Source organism: Roseixanthobacter glucoisosaccharinicivorans (assembly GCF_043195095.2).
GTDB lineage: Bacteria > Pseudomonadota > Alphaproteobacteria > Rhizobiales > Xanthobacteraceae > NCEH01.
Genome location: NZ_CM195538.1, coordinates 1,101,377 through 1,119,349, shown reverse-complemented (window position 1 = coordinate 1,119,349; position 17,973 = coordinate 1,101,377). Strand labels below are relative to the sequence as shown.

Annotated in this window: 8 protein-coding genes; 5 read left to right on the top strand and 3 right to left on the bottom strand. The window is 66.5% G+C overall.

Annotated elements, in window-relative coordinates; translation table 11 throughout:
• Nucleotides 1-116: 116 nt before the first annotated feature.
• Nucleotides 117-2,390: a hypothetical protein gene (locus tag V5F78_RS04835; RefSeq protein ID WP_394066068.1), complete on the top strand. Its 2,274-nt coding sequence runs from the start codon at nt 117-119 to the stop codon at nt 2,388-2,390.
• Between the two features lie 405 nt (nt 2,391-2,795).
• Nucleotides 2,796-5,117: a Tex family protein gene (locus V5F78_RS04830; RefSeq protein WP_394066070.1), complete on the top strand. Its 2,322-nt coding sequence runs from the start codon at nt 2,796-2,798 to the stop codon at nt 5,115-5,117.
• Nucleotides 5,118-5,333: 216 nt separating this feature from the next.
• On the opposite strand, the gene V5F78_RS04825 is transcribed toward V5F78_RS04830, so the two are convergent.
• Nucleotides 5,334-6,275 (bottom strand): LysR family transcriptional regulator, encoded by a 942-nt coding sequence (locus tag V5F78_RS04825; RefSeq protein WP_394066071.1) that lies wholly within the window; start codon nt 6,273-6,275, stop codon nt 5,334-5,336.
• Nucleotides 6,276-6,391: 116 nt separating this feature from the next.
• On the opposite strand from V5F78_RS04825, the gene V5F78_RS04820 reads away from it, so the two are divergent.
• The 3 genes from V5F78_RS04820 (at nt 6,392) to V5F78_RS04810 (ending at nt 9,611) form a co-directional block, all read left to right on the top strand.
• Complete coding sequence (locus V5F78_RS04820) at nt 6,392-7,408, top strand: aldo/keto reductase (protein ID WP_394066073.1); 1,017 nt, start codon at nt 6,392-6,394, stop codon at nt 7,406-7,408.
• Nucleotides 7,409-7,507: 99 nt separating this feature from the next.
• The gene (locus tag V5F78_RS04815) at nt 7,508-8,395 is read left to right on the top strand and encodes an NAD(P)-dependent oxidoreductase (protein ID WP_394066075.1); all 888 of its coding nucleotides are present in this window, start codon (nt 7,508-7,510) and stop codon (nt 8,393-8,395) included.
• Nucleotides 8,396-8,774: 379 nt separating this feature from the next.
• A complete protein-coding gene (locus V5F78_RS04810; protein WP_394066076.1) occupies nt 8,775-9,611 on the top strand; it encodes a hypothetical protein in 837 nt (278 codons plus the stop codon).
• Nucleotides 9,612-10,216: 605 nt separating this feature from the next.
• Here the strand turns inward: V5F78_RS04810 and V5F78_RS04805 are convergent.
• Together V5F78_RS04805 and V5F78_RS04800 are read right to left on the bottom strand one after the other, a co-directional pair.
• On the bottom strand, nt 10,217-10,819 hold the full coding sequence (locus V5F78_RS04805; RefSeq protein ID WP_394066078.1) for a hypothetical protein: 603 nt from the start codon (nt 10,817-10,819) through the stop codon (nt 10,217-10,219).
• A 707-nt stretch (nt 10,820-11,526) separates the two neighbouring features.
• Nucleotides 11,527-17,736, bottom strand: a complete 6,210-nt coding sequence (locus tag V5F78_RS04800) for a Calx-beta domain-containing protein (RefSeq protein ID WP_394066080.1) — start codon at nt 17,734-17,736, stop codon at nt 11,527-11,529.
• Nucleotides 17,737-17,973 lie beyond the last annotated feature (237 nt).

Below are 17,973 nucleotides of genomic sequence, written 5' to 3'. Positions count from 1 at the left end.
TTATTGTCGGGACTGTCCCCGAAACCGGTCTGTGTTATCAGTTTGGTGACTGACGGGCGGCAATTAGGTAACACGCGCGGAAGTATGCGCGCGGGTTCGAGGGAAAGGACGCGGGGATGGCGGGACGAGGCGCGAAGGGAGACCTCGCGACGAAGTGCAGGCGGTTCGCCCTCGCGTTGGCCCTGCCCTTGAGCGGCATCTGCGCCGTTGGCGTGCCGGCCCTGGCACAGGACAGCGCCCCGGCGGTTCTGACGCCTGCGCCTGCCGACCCTGTCGCTTATGCCATGCAGCGGGTCGCTGGCGATGGCTCCGTCACCGTTTCGCTTACCCTCGCCGATCTCGGAATCCTGCAGCCGATCGGCCTGTCGGGGCTGGACGCGCGGCGCTCCGTGTTCTTCCCCGTGCCCGCAAACCTGCCGCTGAACAGCGCCCGCCTGAATTTCCAGGGCCGCTATCTGCGTGGTGACGGCGGGCGCACGACCTATCTCGTCTCCATCGACGGCACGCCGCAGGTGGCCCAGCAGGTGAAGGGCGAGAAAAGCGCGGTTCTGTTCGAGATTCCGGTGGCGACCAATGCCCGGCGCACCGGCTTCCTGGATCTCAACGTGGCCTGGGCCTCGGTGGTGGCCGAGCAATTGTGCGCGGATGAGCGGGCGATCGGCAATATTTTCGAGATCAGCCCCGACACGCGCCTGACCTATACCTATGACCGCAACGCGGTCACCGACATCACCACCGCCTGGAGCGCCCTGCCGCCCCATCCGATCCTGCTAATGCCGCCGGCGCCGCTGTCGCGCAATGCCTTCGACGCCGCCTGGCGCATCGCCGCCGTTCTGGAGCGCGCGGGCCGGCGCGCGCGCATGGTCTCCTTGCCCCAAGTGGGCGACGAGGTGGACCTGACCGGCCTCGACGTGCCGCCGGGCTTCGCCGCCGTACCGGCCTTCGCCGCCATCTCCGGCAAGGACAAGCACCGCATCGCCAATGAGGCGGAGATTGGCGCGCTGCTGGTGGTGAGCGGCCCCGGCGCTATCGCCGCCGACATCGCGATCGTGGATGAAAACCTGTCCGGCGCGGTTGCCAACGCCCTCGCCGCCCTGCGCGACCAGATCCGCACCGCAAGCCCGAGCGCCGGCGAGACCTATGACAAATGGAGCAATGCCGGCGCTGGCGTGTCCGAGCCCGGTGCGGACCAGAATGTCAGCCTCGCCCGGCTTGCCGGGCGGCCGGTGATCACTGTTTCCGCCAATGCCGGCGCGCCGGCGGCGGGCATTCTTGCCGATCTGTGGCGGCGCATGCTGGTGGTGCCGCGGGTGCGGGCCATCACGGCCGCGAGCCCCGATCTCGTCAACGCCGCAGAGGTGCCGCTGTCGCGCCTGGGCGGGACCCCCGGATCGTTCGACGTGCTCGCCCGCGGCGACTGGAGCGCGGGCTTCGACCTTGCGACCGTGGTCACCGGTGGGCGCGTGCCGGCGGCGTTCGCGGTGGATGTCTCGGCCGCCCCCGGCGCCGGCGATACCGCGCCCATCGCCTCGGTTTTCCTCAATGATTATCTGCTCGGGGCGCGCAATCTGACCGCCAACGGCCAGCCGGAAACCATCAAGGTCGCGGTGCCCGACTATGCGCTGACGGCCCGCAACGTGCTGCGCGTCTCGTTCCAGCGCCAGCCCATGAGCGACCGGTGCCGCGAGACCCCGCAATCCTTCCCGGTCGCGGTGCTGCCCTCCAGCCGCGTCATGCTGGAGCCGGCGCCGAAGACCGAGGATTTCGTCGGCATCGTGCCCTATCTGGCCGAAAAGGCTGAGATTTTCGTGCCGCAGGCCTATTTGCAGGCGGGCGCGTCGCGGTTGCCGCAGATGGTCGCGATCGCCGCCGCCGCCGGCATCTCGCCGGAGCGCGCCAAGTTGACCGTGGTCGCCAACGACACCGAGGCGCGGCCGGAAGGCACGTTCCTGGCGCTCGACACCAATGTGGCCGGCGCCACCAGCAAGGTCACCATCGCCGAGGACCGGCTGATCCTGCGCGAGCGGCCGAGCGAGGTGCTGCTCAATGTCTCCGGCGTCACCGGGGCGGGCGTGGCACAGGCCGTGGTGGCCAACGGCCAGCGCGGCATCATGTATCGCACCCTCGGCAGCGAGGCGCCGGACCTCGACCGGCCGTTCCAGTTCGGCCGCGGCGACCTGACCGTGCTGACCTCCGACGGGCCGATCGTCCAGCTCGACACCCGCACGCCGGTGACCCAGGAGGTGGGCGAGCGCACAGACACCCTCGGACGGGTGCTGCGCATCGCCAGCAATTGGGGCACCGTCCTGGCGGTGATTGCGATCCTGGCCTTCATCTTCCTGATCCTGCGCGCCCGATGGGTGCGCAGACATCGCCCGCCGCGCCAATAGGCGGGCGCCACCCGAACAGCGAGGAGGGCGCGGCCGGCCAGGGTCCGCGCCCTTTTTCGTCACCCGACATGGTCGCCCCCGGCTTGCGCCGCCCCCTCTTCGGCGCAAAATGTTTCACGTGAAACAATGAGTTAGCGGAGACGAACAGGGGTTTCGTGACGCCTCTCCGTGCCTTTTCGGCACATCAAACCTGCGTTTCGGGCGATTATTCGCCCATGACTCCGGCGCTGTTCGCGGCCGATCGCGAAAGCTCGGCCCGCCAGCCTTCCCCACTTCACCCGCCCCGCTTCGCCTGGCCGCGCTTCGCAAGACGGCTCGGCTCTGCGACCATAGGCCGGCCCGATTTGGCGTGCAGTTCAGAATCAGCCCACAAGGGCGCCCCCGAAAAGCGCCGCAGGAGACCCCATGGCCGCCACCTCCGACCAGATCGCCCAGATCATCGCCCGCGAGATCGCGGCGCGGCCCGCGCAGGTGAACGCGGCGGTGGCATTGCTGGACGAAGGCGCGACCGTTCCCTTCATCGCGCGCTATCGCAAGGAGGCCACCGGCGGCCTCGACGACACCCAATTGCGCACGCTGGAAGAGCGCCTCTCCTATTTGCGCGAATTGGAGCAGCGGCGCGAGAGCGTGCTGAAATCCATCTCCGCCCAGGGCAAGCTCACCGACGAGCTGTCAACGAAGATCGCCGCCGCCACCACCAAGGCGGAGCTGGAAGACCTCTACCTCCCCTATAAGACCAAGCGCCGCACCAAGGCGGAGATCGCCCGCGAGCGCGGCCTCGGCCCGCTGGCGGAGGCGATCCTCGCCGATCGCGCGAGCGTTCCCGCCGAGCTTGCGGCGCGCTTCCTCAGCGCCGACGTGCCCGACACCAAGGCGGCGTTGGATGGCGCGCGCGACATATTGGTGGAGACCTTCGCCGAAAATGCCGAGCTCATCGGCCGCCTGCGCACCCACATGCAGGCCAATGCGGTGCTGCGCGCCAAGGTGATCGAGGGCAAAGAAGAGGCGGGCGCCAAGTTCCGCGATTATTTCGACCATTCCGAGCGCTGGGCGACGGTTCCGAGCCACCGGGCGCTCGCCATGCTGCGCGGGCGCAACGAAGAGGTGCTCTCACTCGACCTCGACGTGGATGCGGACGATCCCGCCCCCATCAAGCCGGTGGAGCGCATGATCGCGCAAGCTTATGGCATTTCCGCCGCCGGCGGGCCGGGCGATACCTTCCTGCGCGATGTGGCGCGCTGGGCCTGGCGGGTGAAGCTTTCGCTGCACCTGTCCATCGACCTCATGACCGCCATGACCGAGCGGGCGGAGGAAGAGGCGATCCGCGTGTTCGCCCGCAATCTGAAGGATTTGCTGCTCGCCGCCCCGGCCGGGGCGCGCGCCACCATGGGGCTCGACCCCGGCATCCGCACCGGCGTGAAGGTGGCGGTGGTGGACCAGACCGGCAAGCTGATCGCCACCTCCACCGTCTATCCCTTCCAGCCGCGCAACGACATTACCGGCGCCAGCGCGGAACTGGCCCACCTCATCCGCAAGCACAATGTGGAGCTGATCGCCATCGGCAACGGCACGGCGAGCCGCGAGACCGAGAAGCTGGCGGCCGACGTGATTTCCGCTTTGCCCGCGCCGAAGCCCAAGACGGTGGTGGTGAGCGAGGCCGGCGCCTCGGTCTATTCCGCCTCGGCCACGGCCGCCGCCGAGATGCCGGATGTGGATGTCTCGCTGCGCGGCGCGGTCTCCATCGCCCGCCGTCTCCAGGACCCGCTGGCGGAACTGGTGAAGATCGAGCCGAAATCCATCGGCGTCGGCCAATACCAGCACGACGTGGACCAGAGCCGCCTCGCCAAGGCCCTGGACGCGGTGGTGGAAGACGCGGTGAACGCGGTCGGCGTCGATCTCAACACCGCCTCCCCCTCCCTGCTGGCGCGCATCTCAGGACTCGGCACCTCGCTTGCCGAAGCCATCGTCGCGCATCGCAACGAGGTCGGCGCGTTCAAGAGCCGCAGGCAATTGCTGGACGTGGCGCGGCTCGGCCCGCGCACGTTCGAATTGTCCGCCGGGTTCCTGCGCATCACCAATGGCACCGAGCCGCTGGATGCCTCCTCGGTGCATCCCGAGGCTTATGGGCTGGCGAAGAAGATCATCGCCTCCTGCGGGCGCGACGTACGTTCTTTGATGGGCGATAGCGCGGCGCTCAAAGCGCTCGATCCCAAGGTGTTCGTGGACGAGCGCTTCGGTCTGCCGACCGTGAAGGACATTCTCGCCGAGCTGGAGAAGCCGGCCCGCGACCCGCGCCCGGAATTCAAGACCGCCACGTTCGCGGACGGCGTCAACGACATGAAGGACCTCGTGCCCGGCATGCTGCTGGAAGGCGTGGTGACCAATGTGGCCGCCTTCGGCGCGTTCGTGGACATCGGCGTGCATCAGGACGGGCTGGTGCACGTCTCGGCGCTGGCCGACCGGTTCGTGAAGGACCCGCACGAGGTGGTCAAAGCCGGCGACGTGGTGAAGGTGCGGGTGGTGGAGGTGGATGTGAAGCGCAAGCGCATCGCCCTCACCATGCGCAAGGACGACGGCGCCGCCCGCCCCTCCGGCCCGCGCCCGCCGCAATCGGGCGCCTCGCCGGCGGACGTGCGCCGCGCGACGCAGCAGCCCCAGAAGTCCGCCAAGCCCGCGGAAGGCGCCCTCGCCGCCGCCTTGGCCGAGGCGATGCGCCGGCAGAAATAAGCGGCGCGTGTTTTTCCTGACACCGCCCCTCTCGGCCGGGATGTTTCCCTCTCCCCACTGAAGATTACTCTCTCCCATTGCGAACCATTCCCTCTCCCGCATGCGGGGGAGGGTCAGGGTGGGGGCCGGCCGAAGGCCGGAAACGTCGAACATAGCGTCGAGGCCCCATGCCCCCTCCCCAGCCCTCCCCCGCAAGCGGGAGAGGGAGCAGATACCTCAGGACGCAGTCGCGAGAGCCGGCGCCGGGCGCGGTTCGCACGGGGCGGAGCCGTCGCCCGAGGCGCCGAGCAGATCGAGGAAGGCGCGCGCCGCCGGGTTTGCATGGGCATGGCCGGGGGTTTCCACATGGGCCACCACCAGTTCCCAGCAGATTTCCGGCCCCGCCAGATGGGCAATGCCGACGGCGGGGTGATGCCCGCGCGCGATCGCCTCCGGCACCAGCGCCACGCCGAGCCCCTGCGCCACCAGATCCAGCAGCGTGCCCAATTCATTCACCTCGAACGCGATGCGCCGCTGGATATTGGCCTGGGCGAAGATCTGGTCCACCTGCCGCCGGGTGCCCCAGCCGCGTTCGAAATCCACGAACGGCACGCGCGCCAATTCCAAAGGCTGCACGTCCGTCCGCCCCGCGAGCGCATGGCCCGGCCCGCAGGCGAGCACCATTTCCTCGCACGCGATCAGGCGCGTCACCACATCGCCCGCATCCTCGCCGAGCGGGAAGAAGGCAAGATCGAGCCGGCCTTCGCGCAGGCAATCGAGCATATGGTCGACGCCGCCCTGGGTCAGGCGGATCTCGATCTTCGGATGCTGGGCATGGAAGCGCGCGAGCAGCGCCGGCAGGTCCAGGAACGGCGGCAGGCTCTGCATGGTGCCCACCGAAAGCTTGCCATGCTCCAGATTCTGCACTTCCACCACGGCCGCGCGCGCCGCGCCCACCGCCTCCAGGATCAGCCGCGCCTTGTCGAGCAGCACGCTGCCCGCCGCCGTCAGGCGCACCTGGCGTGTGCTCCTCACGAAGAGTTGCGCGCCCAATTCCCCTTCCAGGGCGCGAATGGAGGCCGAGAGCGCGGATTGCACGATGTTCACGCGCCCCGCCGCGCGGGTAAAATGGCCTTCCTCCGCCACGGCGATGAAGTGCTGAAGCTGACGCAATTCCATGGCGGGCCCCGATTAAGCGACCAGGCAGATATATCGCATCTCAAAAATCCATTGGAATGATTGAAGGACGCGACCCATCTACGCCTCATACGGCCCGCCTGCCAATGGAGTGCATCATGCCAAAAACAAGCCTGCCCACCCGTCCCTTCGGCCGCACCGGCATGGACATCACCCGCGTCGGCTTCGGCGCCTGGGCCATCGGAGGCCCGGACTGGGCGGTGGGCTGGGGCAGCCAGGACGATAGCGAGTCTGTCGCGGCCATCCGCCATGCGGTGGAGCGCGGCATCAACTGGATCGACACCGCCGCCGTCTACGGCCTCGGCCATTCCGAGGAGATCGTCCGCGCGGCGCTGAAGGACATTCCCGCCGCCGACCGGCCCTATGTCTTCACCAAGTGCGGCCTGATCTGGGACGAGGCCGACCGCGCCGCCTTGCCCAAGCGCATCGGCGCGCCGGACAGCATCAAGCGCGAGGTGGAAGCCTCCTTGAAGCGCCTCGGCGTGGAGCGCATCGACCTCTATCAGATGCATTGGCCGGCGCAGGACGGCACCGAGATCGAAATCTATTGGCAGGCGCTGCTGGATTTGAAGGCGCAGGGCAAGGTCGGCGCGGTCGGCCTCTCCAACCACAATGCCGCGCAGCTCGCGCGGGCGGAAAAGCTCGGCCATGTGGATACGCTCCAGCCGCCCTTCTCCGCCATCCGCCGCGACGTGGCGAGCGCCGAACTGCCCTGGTGCGCGGCGCACGACATCGGCGTCATCGTCTACAGCCCCATGCAGTCCGGCCTGCTGAGCGGCCGCTTCACGGCGGAACGCGCCGCCGCTCTGCCGAAGGACGACTGGCGCTCGCGCAATGCCGAGTACACGGGCGAAAATCTCGCCCGCAACCTCAAACTGGCCGACGCGCTGAAGCCCATCGCCGAGGCGCACAAGACCAGCGTCGCCGCCGTGGCGGTGGCCTGGACGCTGGCATGGCCCGGCGTCACCGGCGCCATCGTCGGCGCGCGTAGCCCGGCCCAGGTGGACGGCTGGCTCGACGCGGCGCGCCTGGAACTGACCGCCGCCGATCTCGAAGCCATCGCCGCCGCCATCGAGGCGACCGGCGCCGGCACCGGCCCGGTGCGCCCCGCCTGAGGCGAGCGCCCTGCCGGCCGCGCACGCCGCGCGGCCGGGGATCATGGAAGGGACCTGACCGCGCCCCGCGCGGCAGGTGGGATGCAAGGGACCAATGTCATGAAAATCGGTTTCATCGGGCTCGGCCGCATGGGCGAAGCCATGGCCGCGAACCTGCTCAAGGCCGGCCATGCGGTGAGCGTCTATAATCGTTCGCCGGCGAAGGCCGATGCGCTGGTGGCGGCCGGCGCCGTGCGCGCCGCAAGCATCGCGGAAGCCTGCCAGGGCGAAGCGGTGCTGACCATGCTCGCCGACGACAAGGCGGTGGAGCACGTGGTGCTCGGCGACGGCGCCGTGCTCGAAAGCCTGCCCAAGGGCGCGCTGCACATCTCCCACAGCACCATTTCCATCGCCCTGTCGGAACGCCTTGCCAAGGCGCACGCGCAGGCCGGCCAGGATTATGTGGCGGCGCCCGTGTTCGGCCGGCCGGAAGCGGCGGCGGCGGCGAAGCTGTTCGTGGTGGCCGCCGGCGCGCCCGAGGCGGTCGCGCGCTGCGCGCCCCTGTTCGAAGCCATGGGTCAGCGCACCTTCGTGCTCTCGGAACAGCCCGAAGCCGCCAATGTGGTGAAACTCAGCGGCAATTTCCTCATCGCCTCGGTCATCGAGGCGCTCGGCGAAGCCATGGCCCTGGTGGGCAAGGCGGGCATCGACAAGAGCGAATATCTGGAGCTTTTGACCTCTACCCTGTTCGGCGCGCCGGTCTATCGCACCTATGGCGCGCTCATTGCCGAAGAGCGTTTCTCCCCCGCGGGATTCGCGGCGCCGCTCGGACTGAAGGACGTGAGCCTGGCGCTGGCGGCGGGCGAGGCGCTGCGCGTCCCGCTGCCGCTCGCGAGCCTTCTGCGCGACCGCTTCCTCTCGCTGCTGGCGCAAGGGGGCGAGGATCTGGATTGGTCCGCCGTCGGCGGCCTCGCGCTGCGCGATTCCGGCCAGGGGAAGGCGGGGTAGTTTCGTTCATCCCCCCACACGCGCGAGCTGCCCCCTCCCCCCTTGCGGGGGAGGGCTGGGGTGGGGGGTATGGCGTCGCAATCACCCCCTCGCCCGGACAAGCGGAGCGACACCCCCCCTCCCATCCCTCCCCCGCAAGGGGGGAGGGCCGCCGCTCATTCTCAGGCCTCAGATCACCGGGTCGATGTGCGCGGCGTCACGCGGCATTGTTTCAACTCGGTCGTGAACCCATAAACCGGGAATGACCGAGATGGGGGTGGGGGGCGGACGGGCTGATTTTGGGTACCTAGCCCGGCAAAGCGGCCTTCGAAAGTCACTTTGGTACACTTGACGGGCTACCCCTTTATCGACTGAATTCCACGTGGACGGGGGGCGGATCTTGGCCAACGTGATTGATGAACGAAATCGGGCAGCGACGGCGCTTCGGCGTGATCTTCCGGATGCTTTTGTTACGGTCCTAGGTCCTGATCATCCGTTCTTGTTGAAAGGGCCAGATATTATCATAGGGGGTGAAGGGAAACTAACGGCCATCTATGTTCCAGCAGTTGCCGAGCGGAAAGGCGCCCAAGACCAGCTTCGAACTCGGTATGTATTGTCACGTTTGGCGCTACCACAACACACCAGACATATTCTGACTTGGGGTAGGAACTGGGATGAAGGCGTGGCATCTGATCTTGCAGAGAGTTTTGCGGATACCTTGTCACTCGACAGCAGGGCGGGTCTGCGAAAGATCGCTGAAGATGGGAACTTCGTCGGCCGGCAACGTCCTATAGCCAAAGAAAACTTGCAGGAGATAAGAAACCGTTTCTCCCAGGCACTTTTCGTCACACGGCTTGCAAATCGTACCGCCAGCCGGGAATTGGACTCCCCCATATTATCAAGTGAGGATCCAAAGACGAGGCATCGACCCCGCCTTATCGACACCCACATGACAACCGATAAGGTCATGACACACTATTACGACGACGGCGTGGCCACGAAAGACTTTGTGCAAAGCCTTCTTGTCTCTACCGTTCCAGATCGACATCCTCTTGTACAGGGTCAGCCTAAGCTCGTTGGTCATCCTTTCGATATAGCACTTTTGAAAATGCTGCGACCGGCGAGAGGAGACCCTCTTAAAGTAAGGCGCGCGGCAGCGTTTGCCGGGTGGGTGCTGCTTGATGAACATCAAGGCGAACTCTCTGGAGCTATCGCCGACCGCCTCAGTCGAGGGTGATAAAATATGAGTAGACGAGCCCGACACTTGACGATGCTTAGCCTCGCCCTCGGCGCATCGGCTAGGGCGACTCCGAACTCCTATGACCGTGTCGTGGCGGAACTTACCGAATTAGGAAGGGTTCAGACGATCTCACCGCTACGTCGCCGCCACCTACTGCAGAGCATTCATGCGCTGCGAGCGCTCGAAAGCGCCTTAAAGGAAGTAATTCGAAGCTCGGGAGCGTCCCCTAAGGGTGCGCTTGGGGATCTTCTATTGCAGCTTGAGCAGCTGCCCGCAGGAAATCCATCAAAGCTCTCGCAGCGTGACAGGATCGGCTTTCACAATGGAATAAGGCGGTACCGAAACCAGATAATGCATAGCGCTGATTTCTATCCATCAGGTACTCACGATTGTGAGACGCGCCTTTCGGAGATCGAGGCTTGCTTTTCCTTGGCTGTCCGTTGACATAGATATTCATAATCCACGTATTGAAGGCACTACGCGCAACCCAGCGGGGGTCCGATCGCAGTTATTTATAGTAATTAAGGTCAAAACACTTGATGCGAAGGCCCGCCCGATATCGCACGCTTGATTACTGCAATACAGGTTTTGAATGCCATCCTTCAGAGACGGCCGCCTTGCTCATCCATTTCCCACGCGCGAAACAAAATTCGCCTTACCTCGCCCCTAATAGGCCTGAACTCGAACTTCTCACCAAGAAGCACGCAAACGCCTCGCTCTGGATCGACCAGCTTGAAAATATGCCCGATTGCCTCGTCGGCCAGCGCTTGATCGCCTACCTGCGGACTTGGGAAGAAGTACCCGGCTCGATCCCCAAGAAGGAAGCGATCGAGATCCTCATCGAAGTGCTCAAAAGCATTCCTTAGCTTGCGCCCTTTCAGCGCTGACGTGTCATTAAGTGCAAAGGCGCCTCGCAGCCGATCACCGCGGGCGGCTGCGAGTCGGTTGTCCGTTCTCACTGGCCAGAAGAAGCGGGAGAGCGCGCCCGCGTGGGTCAAGGCCTCTTGAATGGTAGCGAAGATCAGCACAGGTGACTTGGACGCGACAACAGCCTCATCGAAGCGTTGGAACGCCGCCTCCGAACGCTCGGCCGCATATATAATCGAGTGGATGTAGAATGCTTCGTAGGCTGGATAGATGCCCCGGTACTGCTTTGCAATCATCGCCCCCCTCTCCTTGCGAGCTTCTTCGTCGAATTTCGCCATGTCGATACTCCTGATGCTCGACGGCCCCACCCCTGCCGCGGACGTCAGCATTCTAAAGAACTGCCCAAATTGAAGGAACGGCAGCTACTAGGTGACGACGGAAACATCTCTTATTGCCGCAACGGGGTCGATAGCTGCCTGGCCGCTTCCGGAGTTCGCCAAATGCTGTTTCAGCATCGGCATGTGCAGCGATCGGTTGCGCCACGGCGAGAGCTGCCCAAGTGTTATGGCCCGCGCACCTTGCCCACACGCGCGTCCTACCCCCTCCCCCCTTGAGGGGGAGGGTTGGGGTGGGGGGTATGGTGCCGCAATCCCCCCTCGCCCGGTCGAATGGAGAGACACCCCCCTCCCATCCCTCCCCCGCAAGGGGGGAGGGCCGCCAGCGACCATCGCCAAACCTCAGATCAGCAGGTTGATGTGTGCGGCATCGCGCGGCATCGTTCCGGACAGGGCACAGCCGGCTAGCTGCCCCCTCCCCCCTTGAGGGGGAGGGTTGGGGTGGGGGGTATGGTGCCGCAATCCCCCCTCGCCCGGACAAGCGGAGAGACACCCCCTCCCGCCCCTCCCCCGCAAGCGGGAAGAGGGCGCATGGGCGATACGCAAAAGAAACGAAAGCGGGTGCGCCGCGCGGGATCGGCGCACCCGTCTGACAGCGGCGCCGGAGCGGATCTGACCCGCCCGGCGCCGCCGCAGCCGTGGGACCCGCCTCAGATCAGCAGGTCGATGTGCGCGGCGTCGAGCTGGCCCTTGCCGATGAAGCCGAAGCTCACCGTGCCGTCGTGGCCGATGTCGCCGTTCCAGGCGGCGTTGCGGATCACGTAGCCGTCGGCATCGTGGGACACGATTTCCGCGTTCCATATGTTCTCGATCTCGTACGGCATGTTGATCTCGAGCTGCCAGCCGTGCGCCGCGGTGGCGCCGTCATTGTGGATCGCGATCGAGGCGTTGAAGCCGCCGCCCCAGGAATCCACGCTGGAGAACAGCGCCTGGAGGTCCGTGTCGTGCACCGGCTCGCTCGGCGGCGCGGGGTCGGTGGGGGTCGTGGGCGGCGTCGAAGTCGCGCCGTCGTCATTGACGATGGTGCCGATGCCGGTGGCGTGCGCCAGCGTCGCCCCCGTGGGGTTGGAAAGCACCAGCGAGAAATGCTCGTCGGCCTCCGCCACCCGGTCGGCGGTGATGGGGACGGCGATGATCTTGGTCTGCTCGCCAGCGGCGAAGGTGAGCGTGCCGCTCACGGCGGTGAAATCCGCCGCGCCGGCGGTGTCCGCCACGGTGTGGAAGTCGAGCGTCACCGGCCCGGTCGCCGCCTCGCTGAGCGTAACGGTGAAGAGGGCATGCGCCTGCGCGCCCGCGCCGCCGCTGCCGGCGTCCCCGAAATCATATTCGATGCCTTCGAGATAGGAGAGCTTGTTGGTGTTCACGCTCGTCCAGTCATCCTTCAGGATGCCGCCGGTATCGCCGGAATTGGGATTCCACGACCAATAGGTCCAGCTCACGCCCTTGTCCCCGGCGGCGATGTCGGTGGTGCCGTTATTGTCCAGATCGCCGCCGAGATAGGAGGTGATGGCCTCCAGCCAGGGCGCATCCTTCGGGTCGGTCAGCTTGGTGCCGAACTCGCCGATGTAAACCGGGGCGATGTTCTCCTTGTAGATATAGCCCCACATCTGGTCGAACTTCTCCGGCAGATTGGCCGGATAGGACGGATCGCTGAACCAGGGCTGGGGATAGATCGAGTTCGGATAATCGTGGGCCGAATAGACCAGCTTGTTGTCCACATCGAGCTCGATGGGGCGGTCGCGCACGCCCATCAGATTGCCGCCCCACCAATAATTATTGCCTTCATACGTGCCGATGCCCTCGACGAAGATCAGCCAGTTGGAATTGACGTCGCCGATGGCATTGCCGGCCCGCTCGGCGGCCGTCGCCCAATCGTTCGCGCCGCCGCCGCCCCAGGTGCCGTTATAGGGCTCGTTGTGCAGGTCGGCGCCGATCACGGCGGTGTCGCCGGCATAGCGCTGCGCCAGCATCTGCCAGTCGGAAACCCATTGCGCCTCGCTATGGGTCGAATCGTACCAGAGCCCGTTGGCAGAGGTGCCGGCGCCGGCATCGCTGCGGTGATGATCGAGGATGATCTTCATGCCGATGGCGTCGGCATAATCGACGATCTTGTCCATCACCTGCAGCGGCGCGAGGCCCGCGAGGTCCGGGTTCTTGGCATAGTCGATGCCGTTGGCCGGAGAGGTCGCATGCAGCATGTCGGTGGAGAACGGCAGGCGGATGGTGTTGAAGCCCAGATCCTTCATCTGGTCCATCATGTCCTGATAGCTGCGCGTCCACAGGCCGTGGGGCGACATGGTGTCGGATTCAAAGCCGAACCAGTTCACCCCGCCGATCTGCACCGCATTGCCCGCCGCATCGACGATCTGGTTGCCGGAGGTGGAGAGCCAGCCGTCCAGCCCGCCGCCGCCCGAACCGGGGTTGCCCTCCACCACGGAGGCGTCGCTCACCGAGATTTCCGGCAGATGGGCCGGCGGGGCGGTGTCGTCGTTCACGATGGTGCCGGTGGCGGTGGCATGGCCGAGGGTCGCGCCCGTGGGAGCCGAGAGCTTCACGGTGAAGGTCTCGTTCGCCTCCACCGCCGTGTCGCCGGAGACCTGGATATACACGACCTTGGAGGTCTCGCCGGCCGCGAAGGTGACCGTGCCGCTCGTGGCGGCATAGTCGGAGCCCGCCGTGGCGGTGCCGTTGGCGGTCGCATATTGCACGCTCACCGCGCCGGTGGCCGCCTTGTCCAAGGTTACGGTGAAGGCGAAGTCGCTCGTGCCGGCATTGCCCTCCGTCAGCGTACCGTCGGCGATCGACACGACGGGCGGCACGGGGGCCACGTCGTCATTGACGATGGTGCCGGTGGCACTGGCGTCGGCAAGCGTCGCGCCGGTGGGATTGGTCAGGGTCAGCGTGAGCGTCTCGTTGGCTTCCACCGCCGTGTCGCCGGTAACCTGCACATGCACCACCTTGGTGGTTTCGCCGGGGGCGAAGGTGAGCGTGCCGGCGAGGGCGGCATAGTCGGAGCCGGCGCTCGCCGTGCCGTTGGCCGTGGCATAGGCCACCGTCACCGGCGTGCTGGAGGCCGCCGAGAGCGAAACGGTGAAGGCAAGGTCGCTGGTGCCGGCATGGCCTTCCGCCACACTGGCGTCCGCCACGGCGAGCGTGGGCAGCACCGGCACCGGATCGCCGCCGACCGGCGCGCCATTCACCAGGAAGCCCGTCGCCGCCGTGCCGCCCGCCCCGGCGGTTGCCTGGAAGCCGAACGCGACCTCCTTGCCGGCGCCCACGGTGCCGTTCCACGCCGCATTGCGCACCACGTAATGGGAGCCGACGTGGCTGACGATCTCCGCGTTCCAGATGTTGGTAATCGTGAAGGCGGAATCGAATTCCACCGTCCAGCCGTTGAGCGCGGAGGGGCCGGCTTCCACCGTCATGCTGGCGACGAAGCCCGCGCCCCAATTGTCGTTCACCACATAATCGAGGCCGGAAGACCCCGCCGGCGGGGTGGCGACGTCGTCATTGACGATCGTGCCGGTGGCGGTGCCGGCGGCGATGGTGAGGCCGGTGGGGTTTGAGAGCTTCACGGTGAAGCTCTCGTTCGCCTCCACCGCCGTGTCACCGGTGACCGCGATCTGGATCGTCTTCGTGGTCTCGCCGGCCGCGAAGGTGACGGTGCCGGTCTTGGACGCATAGTCCGAGCCCGCCGTGGCGGTGCCGTTGGCGGTGGCATATTGCACGCTCACCGGGCCTGTCGCCGCCTTGTCCAGGGTCACGGTAAAGCTCATCTGCCCGGTGCCGCCATTGCCTTCCGCGAGCGTCGCGTCGGCGATGGAGACGGCCGGCGGCACCACGGGGGCCACGTCGTCGTTCAGAATGGTGCCGACCGCCGTGTCCTCGGCGAGGGTCGCGCCCGAGGGGCTGGAGAGCTTCACCGAGAAGGTCTCGTTCGCTTCCACCACCGTGTCGCCGACGATGTCCACGTGCACGGTCTTCGAGGTTTCCCCCGCCGCGAAGGTGATCGTGCCCGTGCCGGCCACATAGTCCGCGCCGGCAACCGCCGTGCCATCGGCGGTGGCGTATTGCACCGTGACGGGGCCGAGGGCCGGCTTGTCCAGCGTGACGGTGAACATGAAGTGGGCGTGCTCGCCATTGCCCTCGGCGACCGAGAGATCGCCGATGGAAATCGCCGGCAGCATCACCGGCGCGCTGTCGTCGTCGAGGATGGTGCCGATGGCCGTACCGTCGGCGATGGTCGCGCCGGAGGGATTGGAGAGGGTGACCGAGAAGGTCTCGTTCCCCTCCACCGCCGTGTCGCCGACGATATCCACATGCACGGTCTTCGATGTCTCCCCCGCCGCGAAGGTCACCGTGCCGGTGCCCGCCACATAGTCCGCGCCCGCGCTCGCGGTGCCGTTGGCGGTGGCATATTGCACGCTCACCGGGCCGGTCGCCGGCTTGTCGAGCGTCACCGTGAAGACGAAATGGCTGTGCTCGCCATTGCCCTCGGTGACCGCGAGATCTGCGATGGAAAGCGCCGGCGGCGTGCCGGGGGCGCTGTCGTCATTGAGGATGGTGCCGGTCGCGACCGCGTCGCCGAGGGTGGCGCCGGTGGGGTCCGACAGGGTGACGGTGAAAGTCTCGTTCGCCTCCACCGCCGTGTCGCCCATGACGTGCACATGCAGCATCTGCGAGGTCTCGCCGGGTGCGAAGGTCAGCGTGCCGCTGTCGCCGCTATAGTCCGAGCCGTCGGTGGCGGTGCCGTTGGCAGTGGCGTAATGCACGGTGACGGGGGTGGTGGACGCTTTGTCCAGCGTCACCATGAACATGAAATGCGCTTCCCCCACATCGCCCTCGGCCACCTGGGCGTCGGCAATCGAGATCACCGGCGGGGCGGAGGGGTTGGTGTCCACATCGTCGTTGAGAATGGTGCCCACGGCCGAACTATCGTTGATCGTGGCACCCAACGGCGCGGACAAATGGAGGCTGAAGCTCTCGTTCAGCTCGGTGAGCGTGTCGCCGGTCACCGGCACATGGATCATCTTGGAGGTTTCGCCCGGCGCGAAGACGATGGTGCCGACGCTGGAGGCATAGTCCGAGCCTGCCGTCGCGGTGCCGTTCAAGGTGGAATAGCTCACGCTCACCTGGCTCGCGGAGGGCGCCGAGAGGGTGACGGTGAACATCATCATCGCCGTGCCGGCATCGCCCTCGGCGATACTGGCGTCCGCCACATTGAGCACCGGCAGCACCGGGGCGGGCGGCGCGGCATCGATCGCCGCCTGCCATTCCGCGCGCGCGGTGGTGTCGAGCGCGATGATGTTGCTCATCTCGATCTGCGACAGCGTCACGCCAGGCAAGGTATAGGTCTGGTGGTTGCCCTCGATGGTGATGACGAGGCCGGCGGGCGTCTGCGCAATGGAGAATTCATAGGCCTTGAACCAGCCGAAATCGAGCTTGTCCGAGGCCGGGTTGAAATCCAGCACCGCGTCCGAGCCATAGTTCCAGGCGATGGTGAAGGTCTCGCCCTGGACCCCGCTCGGCGGGGTGCCGGTGCCGGTGTGGGAGGGCCATTCGTCCGTTCCGGCGATGGGCACGCCCTGCGGTAGCACCTGGGAATCCGGCACCGAGGAGAAGCCGAGCTGCAGCGCCACCCGATCCTCGCGCACCTGGGCGAAGTGGAATTCGAAATTGTCGATGGTAAGGTCCGCGACCTTCACACCCAGCAGGATCAGCGCCTGGCCGGTGCCGGAATTGGAGATCACCACCCCTTCCGCGCTGTCCACCATGTAGATCTGCTCGCGGGTGCCGAAATAGCGGAAGTCCACCACGTCGGTCGCGGGATCGAACGCCACCTTGTCGATCTGGCCGATCTCGTGCGAGCGCGCATAGACGGTGTGGGGCTCGCCCGTGATGCCCTGCTCCCACGCCAGCGCGCCGGAGAGATCCTGCCGCAGATGGTTGTTCTCGATCGGCATGAAGCTGTCGATGGTGAGTTGGCCCAGCGACACGCCCTGAACGATGGCGGTTTCCCCGGACCAGGGATTCATGAAGCCGACCCCGGCCGGCGTATCCACCACGATGAAATTGTGGACGCTCACCCCGCCGAGGTCGAGCTTGTCCTTCGCCGGATCGAAGCCGACGATGTCCGGCCCGTCGGTGGTGACGCTGAACACGCGCCCTTCCCCGGTTCCTCCGCCGCCGGTGCCGCCGCCCCCGGAGGCCGTGTCGTTGTTCTGGATCGTGCCGGTGGCGCTGGCATGGGCGAGCGTCGCGCCCGCGGGCGCCGAGAGGACCAGCGAGAGGGTCTCGTTCGCCTCCACCGCCGTATCGCCGGTGACCGCCACATGCACCACCTTGGAGGTCTCGCCGGGCGCGAAGGTCAGCGTGCCCGTGGTGCCGGTGAAATCGCTACCGGCGGTCGCGGTGCCGTTGGCGGTGGAATAGCTCACCGTCACCGGCGTCGAGGAGGGCGCGGAGAGGCTTACCGTGAAGGCGAGGTCGCTGGTGCCGCTGTCGCCTTCCGCCACCGCCGCATCCGCCACCGACATTGCGGGCAGCACCGGGGCGGGATCGCCGCCCACTCCGTTCAGCGTGAAGCCGCTGGCGCTGGTGGCGGCGCTGCCCGGCCCAGCCTGGAAGCCGAACGAGGCGCTCGCGTTCGCCGGCACGGCGGCGTTCCAAGGCATGTTGCGGATGACATAATGATCGCCCACGTGGCTGACGATCTCGGCGCCCCAGATGTTGGAGATGTCGAAGGCGGCATCGAATTCCACCGTCCACCCGTTGAGACCTGCCGACCCGGCGGGCACCGTCATGGCGCCGACGAAGCCCGAACCCCAATTGTCGGCAACAGCGTAATTCACGTTCGCCATCTGTCATTGCTCCAGAAACGCGAGTCCCTCCGGGACACCGCATCTGGATCTCACGAAGCGTCAGGCGATGCTTTTTGAAGTCGATGAACCGGGCGGAAAAATCGGCCACGCCGACGACTTTCGCGGTGCACACAGCCAATGGCGCCCGCCCGCCTTGCCGCAGGGGCGCAAATCGCCTTTCCTGCGTCGGGGGACGCAGGCCCGCGGATCGGGCGGCGGCGGTGGGGAGCCGGGGAC